Consider the following 14804-nt stretch of genomic DNA (forward strand, 5'->3'; position numbering starts at 1 on the left):
CACCGGCCCCGGCGGTGCCAGTCTGGCGGCGTGCAAGGTGCGGCCGCAAGGCCGCATGGGAACAGGGATCACCAACCCGACCGCCCCCGCGACTGTGAGCAGAGAGCCGATCCGGCACGCCACTGTGGCCGCGCCATGGGAAGGCAGGAAAGGCAGCGACCTGCGAGTCAGGAGACCGACCTTGCGCGAAACGCAATCCGCCGTCGGGGATGACGGCAAGGAGGGACGACATGACGACGCTTTCCCGCGCATCGGCCGCGGTTTCCACATCGCTGCGCGACATCTTCATCGTGGCCGCCATCGGCGCGGTTCTGGTCTTCACGGCCGGCCTCGCGCAGTCCGAGACGCTGCACGACGCCGCCCATGACGTGCGCCACGCCACCGGCTTTCCCTGCCACTGATGCTGTCGCGTCTTTTGTCCAGCGCCCTGATCGCTGGTGCTGCCGCAGGGCTGATTGCCGCCCTGTTGCAGTTGGGCTTTGTCCAGCCCGTCCTGCTGCACGCCGAACTTTACGAAGGCGGCGAACTGACCCATTTCGCGGCGCCCGGTGACCACCATCACGACGCGGCGGACATTGCCCATGACCATGATCATGCCGAAGGCGCCGCCGCTGCGGCCCATCCCGACATGGGCGGCCTCGACCTGAGCCGCGACGGATTGTCGGTGCTGTTCTCGATCCTGGTCTATGCCGGCTATGCGCTGCTGCTGGTGGCCGCCATCGCGCTGGCCGAAAACCGCGGCCATGCCGTCACCGCGCGCCAGGGGCTGCTGTGGGGCGTCGCGGGTTTTGTCGCGGTGCAGCTTGCGCCCGCCTTCGGCCTTGCCCCGGAACTGCCCGGCATGGCCGCCGCCGACATCACGCAGCGCGAGATCTGGTGGCTGGCCACCGTCGCCCTGTCCGCTGTCGCGCTGTGGCTGATCGCCTTCGGCAAGTCCTGGGCCGCATGGGCGCCCGCCATCGTCCTGGCCGCCCTGCCCCACTTGGTCGGCGCGCCTCACCCGGCCGAACTGACCGGCCCGACCCCGCCCGAGCTTGCCGCCCAGTTTGCGGGCCGCGCCTTGGGCGTGGGCCTGGTGGCCTGGGTCGCCCTGGGCCTGCTGACGACCACCCTATGGTCGCGCGGCCGCGCCTGATCCCCGTCCCGGCGCCCCGGCGCCGGGATCGCGCCGCAGCAGATAGATATCCATGATCCATCCGTTCCTGTCGCGGGCGGCCTGCCGGGCAGCGACGATGCGCGGTCCAGCCTCGGACAGCGGACCTGCCTCGACGATCTGGTCCGGCATTCCGACATAGGCGCCCCACCAGATGCGGACCCCGGCGGGATCCAGCGTCTGGAAGCTGTTCATGCCGTCCAGCATCACCACCAGCGTATCGACGCCGGCCGGCCAGCCCTCGTCGCGCAGCCGCCGCCCGGTGGTGACAAGGAAGGGCGCGCCGATCTCGTTCAGGGGGATCGCATGGGCCGCCGTCAGCCCTTGCAGCGACATGATGCCCGGCACCACATGGACGGTCATGGCCCGCCGGTCCGCCAGCCGCGCCGCAATGCGCAGCGAACTGTCATAGAGAGCCGGATCCCCCCAGATCAGCAGCGCCACCCGCAACGCACCGGGATGGACCGCGATTACCCTCTCCCAGCAACCGGCGATCGCCTCATGCCAGTCCAGCACGCCGCCTTCATACCCGTCCGAGGCATCCCGAACCGGCAGGTCGAATTCCGCCAGCACCGTTTGCGGATTGGTCAGCACCTCGTCGCAGATCCGGCGCCGCGCCTGGGCCAGTTCCGCCTTCTCCTCGCCCTTGCGGGGAATCAGGATCAGATCGGCACGGTTGATCGCCGCGACGGCCTCAAGCGTCAGATGCTCGACCCGTCCCATGCCGATGCCGATAAGCCAAACTTCCATCCCGGATGCCCCGCCGTGGACCATGCAAGGCGCTTCTGAACCCGGGTCAGGCGGCGGTCAAGCGGCCTTCCTACCATTACAGTTTCGTTTTTAATTTGATATGAGAGCGTTTCGCTACGGCCTGATGCGCTCGTCGCCACAATGACCATGCGATGATCTGTGCGGGCTGGGATCATGGATATAAACTCCCGAACAACATCGCGCACCACGTCAAAATCTGGGTCATCATCACGAGAGCGCAGCCAGTCGAAGAATACGCCGTAGTGCGACCGGTAGAGTTTTTCTCCCACCGGATGAGAAGCCTGGATTTCTTTGAGCGTTTGGCGCAATGCCTCCGAACCGTCGCGAAGGATGCTCAAGCCAGCGGGCCGGCCGCTGTCCATTGCGCATCCGCAAGTTCCGCTCGCTTTACCTTGGTCCCAAGGTCAGAAGCGCGCCAAGCATCTCGCAGGTCTGCGCTGCCATATGAAACGGCAAGCGGTCCAGCCAGCTTTGTCCGGGTCCGTCCTGGATTCGAACGGTCAAATACCTCTCCAGTTCCAGATCCTGAGACACAGCCAGATCACCGGCCGTTGGTTTAAAGCCGTTGAGCACGGGGATGTGATCAAAGCAATCATTGCCGTTTTTTGGCTTGGGAACGGCGACGAGGTGACACCCATGTTTCTGGCAGGTGCGGATCGCTGCGACTTGCCACACCCCATGATGGATGATTCCCGTCCTGTCGGGCGCGTCTTGAACGCACCTCGGGCAAATCCGAAGCGTTGTCCGTATTAACCCCGTGAATTTGATATGTTCGTCCCCAAGCTGAAACCAACCCGCCTCAATCAGAGAAGGTGTCGATGCTTGCAGCGGGACAGGATCGATACCGCCCAGAACTGCCATCCGCTGGATTTCGAGCGGGTCGCCATTCACAAGCGCGAAGTAATCGATCCCAACGTCCGAGCAGAAGGTGATCCTCCGGGGCGCGCCATTCCGCCGAGCCAAGCGAGAGGCGAAGGACGTCGCGGATTCCCCCACGATCGTGGGGACTGTCAACGGTAGCGGTTTTGTTGCCGGGAACATCAACATTTCTCCCGTGAGAAGACCTGCCGCGCATCAATCCGGTAAAAATCGGGGATGATGAACGGGTTGAATGAATCGTCGCAAGCGGTCCGCAGATGATAGGCGCGGGAAAAATCCTAGGGTGCCAGCTTGCGGGATCCGTTGAGGAAAGCCTGTTCGATGGCCGCCAGCGTCAATTCGATGACCCCACCTTCCTGCTGAATCCGTAAGCTGCGATGCGCCTCTGTGTGGAGATTTGCACGGGAGGTGTCGGTGGGATTCCATCGGGAGCGCAGTATGGAGGCCGTTGGGTTTGTGGAGCTTCTGGCGGCTCCGGCGGCCAAGCGGCGATGGTCTGACGAGGCGAAGGGCCAGATGGTGGCAGAGACGCTGGTGCCACGCGTCACAGTGAACGAGGTGGCGCGTCGGCATGGGCTGAAGGCCACCTATGCCCCCGGTCGGGGAGGCCAGCATGCCGAGCGCATCTTGCAGGGATTTGGCGGCATTCTGCAGGTCGACGGCTATGCCGGATACAACCGACTGATTGCAGCGGACCGGATCGGTCCGGGCATCCAGCTCGCCTATTGCTGGGCCCATGCCCGCCGCAAACTGATCGAGATCACCCGCACCGGACCAGCACCGATTGCCGAGGAAGGCGTGGCCCTCATGGATGATATGTGGGGCGAGGACTGAGGGTCGGGAGAGGCTTGGATCTTACAAGCCATGGGCCATGTTGAGGGGCGAGCATGAACGAAACCGACGAACTGATACGCGCCGAGATTGCCGCGCTTATTAGAGGCACCGCACGTATCCGCGAACGACCTGTCTGGCAGACTACGTTGGCTGGCGCCGCAGTTGTTGTTCTGGGCGTCACCTTCGGCGCTGCTCTGGCTTTGCTTAGCTGAGGTATGAACGTTGCAGCCACGATATCCTGTGGGGTGCGGGTGGCACTACTGCGATCTATTCCAATGATTTATGAGGTATTCAGCCTGATCGCGAGGCAACTTCCGTGATCAAAAAGGCAGAACTATCCGCCCCTTATCAGTCAATATGAAATTTCTCAAAGTCTTGCTTTGTTCGCCAAGCGAATCTTGAACGGTATCAATATTTTATTGCCAGTCTATTCTTGGAGTTTACCATTCGTTCCACCGACAAACAGGCCACTGCCCTCAGCAAGAAGACCCCCGCAGCCTGAAGGATTTGTCATAACGTCTTTGCACAAACGAAGCCCGGTGCAACTTCTCGCGAGGGGTCTGCCAAAGCCTGCATTGAGGAAGCCAGCACCAATGGCTGCGCGCCTGTTGACGCCGCTGGGCATGGGGTGAGACAGGCCCTACTTTTCGCGGTGCCGTAGACTATCTATTATCGTGCTGATTCACTATTGTCAGCCCTTGGATCATCACATCAACCATGGAGCGTGCGGGAATACTCGACGGCTTCGCTCGGGCAGTTCAGCGAGGGGCCGAGATTGAAGTTTATGCCGATCCGCTGCTGAATGCGATGCCGACCAGAGAAAGGTTTCACCCATATGGAAATCGCGGAACGGGCATTGGTGGACATAGGCGTAAAAATGCACGCCTTGCCCCAGCTCCATAGCAAAATCGTTGCTATTGATGGCGAGCAGCTTTGTATCGGATCCTACAACTGGCTGAGCGCGGACCGACAGGGCAAATACGCCCGGCACGAAACGTCCTTTTTCGTGGGTGGACAGAGTGAGGAGTTGCGCGGTCACATAGCTTTCCGTGATTGCTCCTACGATCTGGATGAAGTATCCCTTAACGAAGCTTCAATTGAGCGCTTATTGGATTGGTGTGGGGGAGATCAGGAGAAGCTTACTAAGCTTGCAGGGTTGGTTTGCCCCTTCACGACTGTTGAAGGCGGTGGGGCACCTTTAGAAAACCCGAAGAAAGTCAAGCTGAGTGACCATATGACGTCTCTTCTTGACGCTGTTGACGATAGAGCAAGCGTTGTCGAGGCCATTTTTGCGCGCACTTGGCCATCTGGCTGGTCTGGATCGCTTGCAGATATCCTTGAAGTCAGAGCCCGTGCACTTGAGGAACTGTCGGAGTATCCATCCGCCATAGTTCAAGAAATGGTAGTTGAGAAATTGAAAGAGATTAGCCGGGCTGTTTTGAGAAATCGCGCAAGTGAGGCTGAGGAGAACAATCGGCAAGAGCAGCGCTTCGAATAGCCGTTCCAACTAGCTTGCTGCGGTGGCGATGCTGCTCGGCGACGGTCAGCTTTCCGCCCTTATTACCGATGTGAGAGCAGAGGCGCCGAGCAGCAGACGAAGCAGCGCCCATTATGAGCGTTTGATTGCACTGCTGCATCGCGATGCGCCCTACCGCCGTCAGCGCCGATAGTAGTACTCAATCGAGTTCTCTGAGTACTCGCAGGGTTAGCGCAGCACTATGCTGATAGATTTCAATGCATTGACTAAAGACGGGCCTCTTCAAGAGGCAAGTCCCGTGGTCAAAAAGGCAGAACTATCTGCCTCTTATCAAAAATAAACTTGGTCGGAGCGAGAGGATTCGAACCTCCGACCCCCTGCTCCCGAAGCAGGTGCGCTACCAGGCTGCGCTACGCTCCGACCGTGGTGGGGCAGGTAGCGCGGGCTGCGGGCGAATGCAAGCCCCGTCAGGGGCGCGGCGGCCATATTCTTTGCAGCAGCGAGGTGCGGGGCGCCGTTACCGTCTCCGCGCGGATGCGCGAGGCGATCACGGGGCGGTTGGCGGAATTGCCGCCTCTGCCTTCGCGCCAGACGATATAGATACCCGACCCGATGATCACCGTGGCGCCCAGGACGGTGGGCAGATCCAGAACCTCGTCGAAGAAGATCCAGCCATAGGCCGTGGCCCAGAGGATCTGCGAATACTGCATGGGCGCGACGATCGCGGCCTCTCCGGCGCGATAGGCGAGGATCAGCAGGAATCCAGCGATCAGTCCCAGACAGGCGATCACCCCGGCCAGCGCCAGATGCGGCAGCGCCATCGGCCGGTATTCGATGGCCAGGGACGCGCCGGTAGCGAGGAAGTTGCCCAGCATCGGCCACATCAGCAGGACCAGCGGGCGTTCCGACCGGCCCAGCTTGCGCAGGATCACCGCGGTCATCGCCGATCCCATGGCCGCCGCCAGCGCGGCCGCATGACCCAGCCCCAAGGGCTGCGCGCCGGGGCGCAGCACGATCAGAACGCCCGCCAGGCCCGCCACGACCGCCAGCCAGCGGTGCATCCCGACCCGTTCGCCCAGGATCGGGATCGACAGGATCGTCACCAGCAGCGGCGCGGCGAACAGGATCGCATAGACCTGCGCCAGCGGCAGCTGCGAGAACGCGAAGAAGCTGCCCATCCCGGCAATCACCCCCACCACGGTGCGGGCCGCGACCCATCCGGGATTGGCCGGGCGCAGCGTGCCGGGGGTGGGATCGCGCATGATGATGACCATCACCAGCGGAAAGGACAGCAGCGACGAAAAGAACAGCACCTGCAAGGCGGGATACTGCGTGCCCAGCGTCTTGATCACCACGTCATGCGTCGCATAGAGGCCCATGGCCAGCAGGGCCAGGGCCGCACCGCGGACGTTTGACGCGCCCTCCATCAGCCCTGGGACAGGGCCGCGACGATGCGGTCGCCCATCTGCGAGGTCGAAACCGGGGTGCCGCCCTCGGGCCCCATCAGGTCGGCGGTGCGCACGCCGTCGGCCAGAACCCGCTCCACCGCGCGTTCCAGGTCGGACGCCGCCTGGCCCTCGTCGAAGGAATAGCGCAGCGCCATCGCGAAGGACAGGATGCAGGCGATCGGGTTAGCCTTGCCCTGCCCCGCGATGTCGGGGGCGCTGCCGTGGACGGGTTCGTACATCGCCTTGGGCCGGCCGTTCGCCATCGGCGCCCCCAGGCTGGCCGAAGGCAGCATCCCCAACGATCCGGTCAGCATCGCCGCCGCGTCCGACAGCAGGTCGCCGAACAGGTTGTCGGTGACGATCACGTCGAACTGGCGCGGGTTGCGGACCAGCTGCATGGCGCCGTTGTCGGCATACATGTGCGACAGCTCCACGTCCGGGTATTCGTTGTCACGGACCCACTGCACCTCTTCGCGCCAGAGGATGCCGGATTCCATCACATTGGCCTTTTCCATCGAGCAGACCCGGTTCGACCGCTTGCGCGCCAGTTCGAAGGCCGACCGGGCCACGCGGCGGATTTCGCCGCTGGTGTAACGCTGGGTATTGATGCCGACGCGGCCGCCTTCGTTGTCGGGGTTGTTGTCGTCGGCATGGATGCCGCGCGGCTCGCCGAAATAGACCCCGCTGGTCAGTTCGCGCACGATCAGGATATCCAGGCCGGCCACCACGTCCCGCTTCAGCGACGAAAAATCGGCCAGAGCGTCGAAGCATTGCGCCGGGCGCAGGTTGGCATACAGATCCATTTCCTTGCGCAGGCGCAGCAGCCCGCGTTCGGGCTTGAGGCTGAAATCCAGCGTGTCGTATTTCGGCCCGCCGACCGCGCCCAGCAGCACCGCGTCGACCGATTGCGCCAGCGCCATGGTGTCGTCCGTCAGCGGCACCCCATGCGCGTCATAGGACGACCCGCCGACCAGCCCATGGCGGACATCGAAGGACATGCCGCGATTGGCGGAAAACCAGTCGATGACCTTGACCACCTCGGCCATGACCTCGGGACCGATCCCGTCGCCGGGCAGGATAAGCAGGGAATAGCTGTCGGACATGGTTCCTCCTTACGGGCGCGATGCCCCTGCGGCACTAGCCAAGGGCCGCCGCGGGGTCAAGTTCGGGCAGGGCGCGATCCGCGCCGAGCCGGCCCCCGGCTGGGCCCTGGCACGCGCAGGTTCCCGGTTGCGGGCGAATTGCACGTCTTGCACCTTTCCGCGCCCTGTCGCAGCTTGCGCGGCAAGGGAAGGAAAGCCGCTCATGCCCAAAATATCCGTGGGGATCGTCAGCCTGGTTCTGGCCTATGTCCTCAGCCAGTTCTATCGCGCCTTCCTTGCGGTGCTGACGCCCGTCCTGGGATCCGAGCTTGGCGCCACGCCCGGCGATCTGGCGCTGTCCTCGGGGTTGTGGTTCGCGACCTTCGCGGCGATGCAGATCCCGGTGGGGCGGATGCTGGACCGGATCGGGCCGCGCCTGACGGTGGCCCTGCTGCTGGGGGCCGCCGGAGGGGCGGGGGCTGCGATCTTTGCGTCGGCTCAGGCGCCCTGGCACCTGCACCTGGCGATGGCGCTGCTGGGGGTGGGCTGCGCGCCCGCGCTGATGGGATCCTATTACATCGTCGCCCGCGAATATCCGGCGGCCGCCTTCGGCGCCATGGCGGGGATGATCGTGGGCTTCGGGTCGCTGGGCAACATCCTGGGCGCGACGCCGCTGGTCTGGGCCATCCAGGCCCTGGGCTGGCGCGCGACCATGGCGGGCCTGGGCGCCTCGACGGTGGCGGTGGCCCTGCTGATCGCGCTGACGGTGCGCGACCCGGCCCGGCTGGGCGCGGACCATCCCCAGGGATCGCTGGCCGAGGTGCTGCGGATCCGCGCGCTGTGGTTCATCCTGCCCCTGTTCTTCGTGAACTATGCCGCGTCGGGTGCGATCCGGGGCCTGTGGGCCGCCCCCTATCTGGAACGGGTGTTCGGCGCGGACGCCACACTGATCGGGCGGGCGACGCTGGCGATGGGGCTGGCGATGATCCTGGGGAATTTCCTGGTCGCCCCCGCCGTGCGGCTGGTGGGCAGCCTGCGCCGGACGGTGCTGATCTTCACCGGCGCGACGCTGGCGGTGATGGGCTTCCTGTGCCTGAACCCCCAGCCCGGCCTGGGGCTGGCGGTGGTGCTGCTGGCGCTGATCGGGCTGTCCGGGGCGGGCTATGTGCTGCTGATGGCGCATGGCCGGTCGTTCCTGCCCGATCACCTGGTCGGGCGGGGGGTGACGTTCATGAACATGATCTCGATCGGCGGGGTGGGGGTGATGCAGTTCGCCTCGCGCCCGGTGTTCCAGGCGGCGTCCGGGGCCTTTGCGCCGCCGCAGGCCTTCGCCCTGCTGTTCCTGTTCTTCCTGGTCCCGCTTGCCATCGGCTTCGCCCTGTATTTCCTGACGCCCGAGGCCCGGCATGGCTGAACCCATGGTTGATCCGCTGGTCGTCGCCCCGAACCTGAAGCGCCGCCTGTCGGGCGTCACCGCGACCGTCGTGCGCCTGATCCCGGTGCAGGCCCGGATGATCGCGATCCGCGCCACTGGCCCCGGCCTGCCGCCCGAGGTGCCGCATATCCCGCTGATCCGCGCCGCGACCCTGCCGCGCGACCGCTGGCGGGTCTGGCACGCCCGGCGCAACACCGAAATGGCGTTGGGCCTGATCCTGCGGCGGATCCTGCGGCGCAAATACCGGCTGCTGTTCACCTCGGCCGCGCAGCGCCGCCATACCGGCTTCACCAAATGGCTGATCCGCCGGCAGGATGCGCTTGTCGCCACCTCGGACAAGGCCGCCAGCTATCTGGACCGGCCCGCGACGGTGGTGATGCACGGGGTCGATACCGACATCTTCCGACCCGCGTCCGACCGGGCGGCGCTGCGCCGTGACCTGGGCCTTGATCCCGATGCGGTGCTGATCGGCTGCTTCGGCCGGGTGCGCGCCCAGAAGGGCGTCGACCTGCTGGTCGAGGCCGGGCTGCGGCTGTTGCCCGACCGCCCGCAGGCGCGGATCCTGTTCACCGGGCGCATCACCCCCGACAACCGCGCCTTCGCAGACGACCTGCTGGCGCGGATCGCGGCGGCGGGCCTGTCGGACCGGATCCGCTTCCTGGGCGAACTGCCCTGGGATCAGGTGGTGCGCCATTACCAGGCGTTGGATCTGTTCGCCGCCCCCGCCCGCTGGGAGGGCTTCGGCCTGACCCCGCTGGAGGCGATGGCCTGCGCTGTGCCGACCGTGGCCGCCCGCGTCGGCGCCTATGAGACGCTGATCCGGGACGGCGTGACAGGCAGCCTGGTGCCGCCCGACGATGCCGACGCCCTGACCGACGCCCTGCGCCGCTGGCTGGACGACGATGCCGGCCGCGCCGATGCGGGCCGTGCCGCGCTTGCCCATGTCACCGCGAACCACGCCATCGAGACCGAGGCCCGCGCCCTGGTCGCCCTCTATCACGACCTGCTGGCCCGGCCATGAACAAGCTGCGCTTCTATGCCGCCCGAACCCTGCGCGACGACGCGGCGCTGCAAGCCCTTTCGGTCCCGCAGTCCGACCTGCTGGCCGAACTGGCGGGCAAGACCGTCGCGCTGATCGGCAATGCCCGGTCGCTGGCCGAAACCCGCCACGGCGCGGCCATCGACGCCACCGACCTGGTGATCCGCATCAACCGCGCGCCCATGCCGTCCCCGGAAAGCCACGGCACGCGGACCGATTGGCTGGCCCTGGCGGTGCGGCTGGCGGATGCCGACCTGGCCCGCATCGCCCCCAGGCGCGTGTTGTGGATGTCGCCCAAGCGCAAGCGGCTGGGCTGGCGCATCGCGCATGGCGACGGCTTCTATCTGCATCCCCTGGCCGATTACCTTGCGCTGAAGGATCGCCTGGCCGCCCCGCCCACGACCGGGGCGATGATGATCGACCTGGCGCTGCGATCCGGCCTGGCCCGCCTGACGCTGCACGGCTTCGACTTCTTCGCCAGCCAAAGCCTGTCGGGCAGCCGCACCGCCGACCAGGTGCCCCACGACTTCGGGGCCGAGGCCGCCTGGGTCGCGGACATGCAGCGCCGGGACGGGCGGCTGATCCTGGCCTGACCCGGCCCGCCCGGCCCTTTCCCCTTCCCTTGCTGGCTTGCGTGCGCTAAAGCCACGCGACCGCCAGAAAAGGAGTCCCAAGGAGATGGGTTACAAAGTCGTCGTCGCAGGCGCCACGGGGAATGTGGGCCGCGAAATGCTGAACATCCTGTCGGAACGCATGTTCCCCGTGGACGAGATTGCCGCGCTGGCCTCGCGCCGGTCGCAGGGCACCGAAGTCAGCTTTGGCGACAAGACCATCAAGGTGAAGGACATCGAGCAGTTCGACTGGACCGGCTGGGACATCGCGCTGTTCGCCATCGGCTCGGACGCCACGAAAATCCACGCGCCCAAGGCGGCCGCGGCGGGCTGCGTGGTGATCGACAATTCGTCGCTGTATCGCTATGACCCCGACATCCCGCTGATCGTGCCCGAGGTGAACCCGGACGCGATCCAGGATTACCGCAACAAGATGATCATCGCGAACCCCAACTGCTCGACCGCGCAGATGGTGGTGGCGCTGAAGCCGCTGCACGACCGCGCGCGGATCAAGCGGGTGGTGGTCAGCACCTATCAGTCCGTCTCGGGCGCCGGGAAAGAGGGCATGGACGAGCTGTGGGACCAGACCAAGGGCATGTATGTGCCCGGCCAAGAGGTCGCGGCCAAGAAGTTCCAGAAGCAGATCGCCTTCAACGTGATCCCGCAGATCGACGTGTTCCTGGACAGCGGCGATACCAAGGAAGAATGGAAGATGGTCGCCGAGACCAAGAAGATCCTGGATCCGGCGATCAAGGTCACGGCGACCTGCGTGCGCGTCCCGGTCTTCGTCGGCCATTCGGAATCCATCAACATCGAGTTCGAGGATTTCCTGGACGAGGACGAGGCCCGCGACATCCTGCGCGAGGCGCCGGGCATCCTGGTCGTGGATAAGCGCGAGCCGGGCGGATATACGACTCCGGTCGAATGCGTGGGCGATTTCGCCACCTTCGTCAGCCGCATCCGCCAGGACGTGACGGTCGAAAACGGCCTGAACCTGTGGTGCGTCAGCGACAACCTGCGCAAGGGCGCCGCGCTGAACGCCGTGCAGATCGCCGAGTTGCTGGGCAATCGCGTGCTGAAAAAAGGCTGATCGGGTGTTCGACTGGATCACCGGATTCCTGGACGGCGGCGGGGCTGTGGCCATCGCCGCCCTCATGTTTCTGGAAAACGTCTTTCCGCCCATCCCGTCGGAACTGATCATGCCGCTGGCGGGCTTCAACGCCGCCCGTGGCGGCACGCCCTTGTGGCTGGCGATCCTGGCTGGGGGCTTGGGATCCTTGGCGGGGGCCTGGTTCTGGTATCTGGCCGGACGGGCCTTCGGCGCCCACCGGCTGCGCCGCCTGATCGCGCGCCATGGCCGCTGGCTGACCCTGACCCTGTCCGAATTCGCCGCGGCCGAGGGCTGGTTCCGCCGCCATGGCCGGGCCGTGGTGTTCTTCGGCCGCTTCATCCCGACCGTGCGGACCCTGATCTCGATCCCCGCCGGGATCGAGCGGATGCCGCAGGGGCAGTTCCTGCTGTTCACCGCGCTTGGCAGCTTCATCTGGTCGGGTGGGCTGGCCTTGGCGGGATACCTGCTGGAAGACCGCTATGAGGCGGTCGAACACTGGATCGACCCGCTGTCCACGGCGGTCGTTCTGGGCATCATCGCCCTGTATGTGTGGCGTGTAATCCGCTGGAAGCCCGACGCGTAAGGCGCGCCGTCACATCGTGCGGTCCACCACGCCGGACCGTGCCGTGCCCGTTGCCGCCGAACAACGCGTCCACATAGGCGGCGGCATCCATCGCATTGCCGGCCTGGTCGAACAAGTTGACATTGCCGTCGCCATCGACCGACAGAAGACGGCCATAGGTCTTGTGGGTCAGATCGAAGGCGCCCAGCTTGACCGCCCCGCCCTCGCCGCGTTCCAACGTCGCCGCCGAGACGTTCAGGCGTCCGTTCACTTAGCCCAGATAGGCATTCTCCCTGGCCACCACATGATTGATGTCGGCAAGATTGATGTCGGCAAGCCGGGATGCATTGGCGGTCGCGCGGACGGAATTGGCTGCGGCGATGTTGTTCAGCGAGGCCTGGGCGACGGTCGTGGCGCGGAACATCAGGTCGACGGACGAAAAGGCGTTTTCCAGGGCAGCGGCGGGGCTGTCGAAGTCCTTGACCGCCATCTTCGCCACGGCCTCCCTGGCGGCTGTGAGGGGATCGGCGTTGCCTTCCATCATGAAGCCGTGCATCGCCATACGAAGATCAATGGTCTCTTTATCGATGGCATCCATTTCGGCAGTGGTCAGTTCCTTGCGGCCGGATGTTGCTGAACCCAGATCCTTGGCCATGGGTGTATCCGACGACGGGTTCTGACCGGCGGGCCAAGGCCGTGACGCTGGAAGGAGAGACAGAGAAAATCACGATCCCAGGTCCATTGCATGGGAGGTTTCGGCACGTTAGAACCCGTCGCTCTCCCAAATGTTAACAAAATCCAAAAACTAGGGAAATGTTAATTAAAATTTAACTTTTGCTCATCAGCAGTGAACCAACTGGCATTGGATGATTACCTGTCGGCCGGAAAAGGCAACGACACCATACGCGGCGGCGCAGGCGCAGATACATTCGCCTTCTATGCAAACGAAGGACAGGGCTTCATCAACGATTTTACCGACGGCACCGACAAGATCAGGATCTTCGCCCCCGGCCAGGTGTCCAGCCTTGCCGATGTCACAGTGACGGCATCGGGCACAAGCACCATTCTGGAGTTCGCCGGAACCAAGGTCACGCTGAATCTGATCGACCTCTCCGCCCTGGACGCCTCGGACTTCATCTTCACATGACGCTGGGGCGGCGCGCCATCCTGTCCCGGACCGCGCCGCTTCCTTCCTCGATCAGACCGCCGTCCAGCTTTTCCCGCCGTCGACCGCCTGGAACAGCGTGCCCTCGCTGATGTCGTGGACTAGGCCGTGCAGCGACATCTGCCCCCCCTCGACCGCCGCGCGGACAAAGGGGAAGGTCATCAGGTTCTCGATCGACACCAGCACCGCCTCGCGCTCCAGGGCGGCGACCTGCTCGCCCTCGGGCAGATCCCTCACGCGGTCATAGCCGGGGCGCAGGATGTCCATCCAGCGGCCCACGAAGCTGGTCTTTTCTTCAAGCTCGGGCGCGTGGCCGGAACACATCGCATGGCAACCCGCGACGCCGCCGCAATTGGTATGGCCGACGACGATCAGATGCGCGACCTTCAGCGCCTGCACCGCGTATTCCACCGCGGCCGAGGTGCCGTGCTGCAACCCGTCGGGCGCATAGGGCGGCACCAGGTTGGCGATGTTGCGATGGATGAAGAATTCTCCCGAATCCGCCCCGAAAATGCTGGTGACGTGGACGCGCGAGTCGCAGCAGGAAATCACCATCGCGCGCGGGCGCTGACCGTCGGTCGCAAGGCGGCGATACCAGGCGCTGTTCTCGGCATAGGACGTGGCTTTCCAGCCGTGAAAGCGACCTGCCAGGTATTGCGGCAGAGGACGGATATTATGCATGGCTCACCTTGTCTTGTCCCGCCGCTTGATAGGACGTGATTGAAACAAATTCGAGAGATTTCTTCTGTCGGCGGCAAGCCTTTCTTCACGGCGTGCAGGCATGGTCAGCCGGACTGAAATGCAGGATAGAAGGCAAGGCAGATGGCACAAATCATGGCGTTGGCCGTATCGGAACCGGTCCGGGTCGATTCCCGCCGCTTGGGCGACATCGTGACCGAACTGGGCGAAACGGCGGCGCAGAACGTCATCGGCCTGGCCCTGGAACAACTGGCGGGCGCCCTGACCGGCGCCGACAAGGCCGTGCGCGCGGGCGACCTGGCCGAGACTGCGCGCCAATGCGACCTGCTGGCCCGGCTGGCCTGGCAGATCGGGCTGCTGTCGCTGGCGGGGGTGGCGATGGATCTGGGCTTTTGCGCCGACCGGCGCGAGGCGGTGGCCATCGGCGCGGTCCATGCCAGGCTGATGCGGGTGGGCAACCGATCGCTGACGGCGATCTGGGATCGCGGCCCCCTGGACTGAGACGGGGTTGCGGGGGCGCATCCAGCCTGTAATCTCG

19 protein-coding genes, 1 tRNA gene, 2 pseudogenes and 1 riboswitch are annotated in these 14804 nt (G+C 64.8%); of the genes and pseudogenes, 13 read left to right on the forward strand and 9 right to left on the reverse strand.

The genetic code is table 11. The features are described from left to right. Positions 1-18: 18 nt before the first annotated feature. Positions 19-198, forward strand: a riboswitch (cobalamin riboswitch). A 32-nt stretch (positions 199-230) separates the two neighbouring features. Beyond that, positions 231-401 (forward strand): CbtB domain-containing protein, encoded by a 171-nt coding sequence (locus tag PARHAE_RS07450; RefSeq protein WP_241232710.1) that lies wholly within the window; start codon positions 231-233, stop codon positions 399-401. Next, positions 401-1135: a CbtA family protein gene (locus PARHAE_RS07455; protein ID WP_126153982.1), complete on the forward strand. Its 735-nt coding sequence runs from the start codon at positions 401-403 to the stop codon at positions 1133-1135. The genes PARHAE_RS07450 and PARHAE_RS07455 overlap by 1 nt, the downstream gene beginning before the upstream one ends. On the opposite strand, the gene cobF is transcribed toward PARHAE_RS07455, so the two are convergent. The 3 genes from cobF to PARHAE_RS07470 are packed head-to-tail and all read right to left on the reverse strand — an operon-like array spanning position 1112 to position 2971. Beyond that, positions 1112-1903 carry a precorrin-6A synthase (deacetylating) gene (gene cobF, locus PARHAE_RS07460; RefSeq protein WP_126153983.1) on the reverse strand — a complete coding sequence of 264 codons (792 nt, stop codon included), beginning with the start codon at positions 1901-1903 and terminating at the stop codon, positions 1112-1114. The two genes, PARHAE_RS07455 and cobF, sit on opposite strands and share 24 nt — an antisense overlap. Next, on the reverse strand, positions 1855-2262 hold the full coding sequence (locus PARHAE_RS07465) for a hypothetical protein (protein WP_126153984.1): 408 nt from the start codon (positions 2260-2262) through the stop codon (positions 1855-1857). The genes cobF and PARHAE_RS07465 overlap by 49 nt, the downstream gene beginning before the upstream one ends. Positions 2263-2311: 49 nt before the next feature. After that, positions 2312-2971: a TniQ family protein gene (locus PARHAE_RS07470; protein WP_126153985.1), complete on the reverse strand. Its 660-nt coding sequence runs from the start codon at positions 2969-2971 to the stop codon at positions 2312-2314. A gap of 270 nt (positions 2972-3241) precedes the next feature. Between PARHAE_RS07470 and PARHAE_RS22085 the strand changes: the two are divergent. From PARHAE_RS22085 to PARHAE_RS21340, 4 genes and pseudogenes are all read left to right on the forward strand, one after another. Further along, positions 3242-3373, forward strand: a pseudogene (locus tag PARHAE_RS22085) (transposase); the annotation flags it as partial. A 3-nt stretch (positions 3374-3376) separates the two neighbouring features. Further along, a pseudogene (locus PARHAE_RS21335) lies at positions 3377-3625 on the forward strand (IS66 family transposase); the annotation flags it as partial. A 65-nt stretch (positions 3626-3690) separates the two neighbouring features. Then, entirely contained in the window at positions 3691-3849 is a 159-nt protein-coding gene (locus PARHAE_RS21020; protein ID WP_164555173.1) for a hypothetical protein, read from the forward strand. Positions 3850-4472: 623 nt separating this feature from the next. After that, positions 4473-5135, forward strand: a complete 663-nt coding sequence (locus tag PARHAE_RS21340) for a phospholipase D-like domain-containing protein (RefSeq protein WP_206436888.1) — start codon at positions 4473-4475, stop codon at positions 5133-5135. Positions 5136-5457: 322 nt separating this feature from the next. Here PARHAE_RS21340 and PARHAE_RS07485 read toward each other — a convergent pair. From PARHAE_RS07485 to leuB, 3 genes are all read right to left on the reverse strand, one after another. Continuing rightward, positions 5458-5534: transfer RNA gene (locus PARHAE_RS07485), tRNA-Pro, on the reverse strand. 47 nt (positions 5535-5581) lie between these two features. After that, complete coding sequence (locus PARHAE_RS07490; RefSeq protein WP_126153987.1) at positions 5582-6541, reverse strand: DMT family transporter; 960 nt, start codon at positions 6539-6541, stop codon at positions 5582-5584. Then, the gene (gene leuB / locus PARHAE_RS07495; protein ID WP_126153988.1) at positions 6541-7665 is read right to left on the reverse strand and encodes a 3-isopropylmalate dehydrogenase; all 1125 of its coding nucleotides are present in this window, start codon (positions 7663-7665) and stop codon (positions 6541-6543) included. The genes PARHAE_RS07490 and leuB overlap by 1 nt, the downstream gene beginning before the upstream one ends. A 202-nt stretch (positions 7666-7867) precedes the next feature. Here leuB and PARHAE_RS07500 point away from each other — a divergent pair, with 202 nt between their 5' ends. The 5 genes from PARHAE_RS07500 to PARHAE_RS07520 all read left to right on the forward strand — a co-directional run bounded on the left by PARHAE_RS07500 (position 7868) and on the right by PARHAE_RS07520 (position 12423). After that, entirely contained in the window at positions 7868-9058 is a 1191-nt protein-coding gene (locus PARHAE_RS07500; RefSeq protein ID WP_126153989.1) for an MFS transporter, read from the forward strand. Continuing rightward, a complete protein-coding gene (locus tag PARHAE_RS07505) occupies positions 9051-10100 on the forward strand; it encodes a glycosyltransferase family 4 protein (RefSeq protein WP_241232711.1) in 1050 nt (349 codons plus the stop codon). Before PARHAE_RS07500 ends, PARHAE_RS07505 begins: the two co-directional genes overlap by 8 nt. Further along, positions 10097-10711: a glycosyltransferase family 29 protein gene (locus PARHAE_RS07510; RefSeq protein ID WP_126153990.1), complete on the forward strand. Its 615-nt coding sequence runs from the start codon at positions 10097-10099 to the stop codon at positions 10709-10711. Before PARHAE_RS07505 ends, PARHAE_RS07510 begins: the two co-directional genes overlap by 4 nt. An 85-nt stretch (positions 10712-10796) precedes the next feature. Continuing rightward, positions 10797-11819, forward strand: a complete 1023-nt coding sequence (locus PARHAE_RS07515) for an aspartate-semialdehyde dehydrogenase (protein WP_126153991.1) — start codon at positions 10797-10799, stop codon at positions 11817-11819. Positions 11820-11823: 4 nt separating this feature from the next. Further along, entirely contained in the window at positions 11824-12423 is a 600-nt protein-coding gene (locus tag PARHAE_RS07520) for a DedA family protein (protein WP_126153992.1), read from the forward strand. Here PARHAE_RS07520 and PARHAE_RS07525 read toward each other — a convergent pair. Both PARHAE_RS07525 and PARHAE_RS07530 read right to left on the reverse strand, forming a co-directional pair. Then, a complete protein-coding gene (locus PARHAE_RS07525; protein WP_126153993.1) occupies positions 12374-12673 on the reverse strand; it encodes a hypothetical protein in 300 nt (99 codons plus the stop codon). The two genes, PARHAE_RS07520 and PARHAE_RS07525, sit on opposite strands and share 50 nt — an antisense overlap. Then, the gene (locus PARHAE_RS07530; RefSeq protein ID WP_126153994.1) at positions 12674-13057 is read right to left on the reverse strand and encodes a hypothetical protein; all 384 of its coding nucleotides are present in this window, start codon (positions 13055-13057) and stop codon (positions 12674-12676) included. A 192-nt stretch (positions 13058-13249) separates the two neighbouring features. Between PARHAE_RS07530 and PARHAE_RS07535 the strand changes: the two genes are divergently transcribed. After that, positions 13250-13549 carry a calcium-binding protein gene (locus tag PARHAE_RS07535; RefSeq protein WP_164555174.1) on the forward strand — a complete coding sequence of 100 codons (300 nt, stop codon included), beginning with the start codon at positions 13250-13252 and terminating at the stop codon, positions 13547-13549. A gap of 51 nt (positions 13550-13600) precedes the next feature. Here PARHAE_RS07535 and PARHAE_RS07540 read toward each other — a convergent pair whose 3' ends face one another. Beyond that, positions 13601-14248, reverse strand: coding sequence for a carbonic anhydrase (locus PARHAE_RS07540; RefSeq protein WP_126153996.1), 648 nt, complete (start codon positions 14246-14248; stop codon positions 13601-13603). A gap of 141 nt (positions 14249-14389) precedes the next feature. Between PARHAE_RS07540 and PARHAE_RS07545 the strand changes: the two genes are divergently transcribed. After that, complete coding sequence (locus PARHAE_RS07545) at positions 14390-14767, forward strand: hypothetical protein (RefSeq protein ID WP_126153997.1); 378 nt, start codon at positions 14390-14392, stop codon at positions 14765-14767. Positions 14768-14804 lie beyond the last annotated feature (37 nt).

Source organism: Paracoccus haematequi, from assembly GCF_900631945.1.
In the GTDB taxonomy this organism is placed as follows: domain Bacteria; phylum Pseudomonadota; class Alphaproteobacteria; order Rhodobacterales; family Rhodobacteraceae; genus Paracoccus; species Paracoccus haematequi_A.

Bases quoted from the DNA above. Each gene is read 5' to 3' on its own strand.
- cobF (WP_126153983.1), bottom strand. From the start codon at position 1,903: ATGGAAGTTTGGCTTATCGGCATCGGCATGGGACGGGTCGAGCATCTG.
- PARHAE_RS07545 (WP_126153997.1), top strand. From the start codon at position 14,390: ATGGCACAAATCATGGCGTTGGCCGTATCGGAACCGGTCCGGGTCGAT.
- PARHAE_RS07540 (WP_126153996.1), bottom strand. From the start codon at position 14,248: ATGCATAATATCCGTCCTCTGCCGCAATACCTGGCAGGTCGCTTTCAC.
- PARHAE_RS07515 (WP_126153991.1), top strand. From the start codon at position 10,797: ATGGGTTACAAAGTCGTCGTCGCAGGCGCCACGGGGAATGTGGGCCGC.
- PARHAE_RS07530 (WP_126153994.1), bottom strand. From the start codon at position 13,057: ATGGCCAAGGATCTGGGTTCAGCAACATCCGGCCGCAAGGAACTGACC.
- leuB (WP_126153988.1), bottom strand. From the start codon at position 7,665: ATGTCCGACAGCTATTCCCTGCTTATCCTGCCCGGCGACGGGATCGGT.
- PARHAE_RS07490 (WP_126153987.1), bottom strand. From the start codon at position 6,541: ATGGAGGGCGCGTCAAACGTCCGCGGTGCGGCCCTGGCCCTGCTGGCC.
- PARHAE_RS07450 (WP_241232710.1), top strand. From the start codon at position 231: ATGACGACGCTTTCCCGCGCATCGGCCGCGGTTTCCACATCGCTGCGC.
- PARHAE_RS07470 (WP_126153985.1), bottom strand. From the start codon at position 2,971: ATGTTGATGTTCCCGGCAACAAAACCGCTACCGTTGACAGTCCCCACG.
- PARHAE_RS07510 (WP_126153990.1), top strand. From the start codon at position 10,097: ATGAACAAGCTGCGCTTCTATGCCGCCCGAACCCTGCGCGACGACGCG.
- PARHAE_RS21020 (WP_164555173.1), top strand. From the start codon at position 3,691: ATGAACGAAACCGACGAACTGATACGCGCCGAGATTGCCGCGCTTATT.
- PARHAE_RS07500 (WP_126153989.1), top strand. From the start codon at position 7,868: ATGCCCAAAATATCCGTGGGGATCGTCAGCCTGGTTCTGGCCTATGTC.
- PARHAE_RS07455 (WP_126153982.1), top strand. From the start codon at position 401: ATGCTGTCGCGTCTTTTGTCCAGCGCCCTGATCGCTGGTGCTGCCGCA.
- PARHAE_RS21340 (WP_206436888.1), top strand. From the start codon at position 4,473: ATGGAAATCGCGGAACGGGCATTGGTGGACATAGGCGTAAAAATGCAC.
- PARHAE_RS07505 (WP_241232711.1), top strand. From the start codon at position 9,051: ATGGCTGAACCCATGGTTGATCCGCTGGTCGTCGCCCCGAACCTGAAG.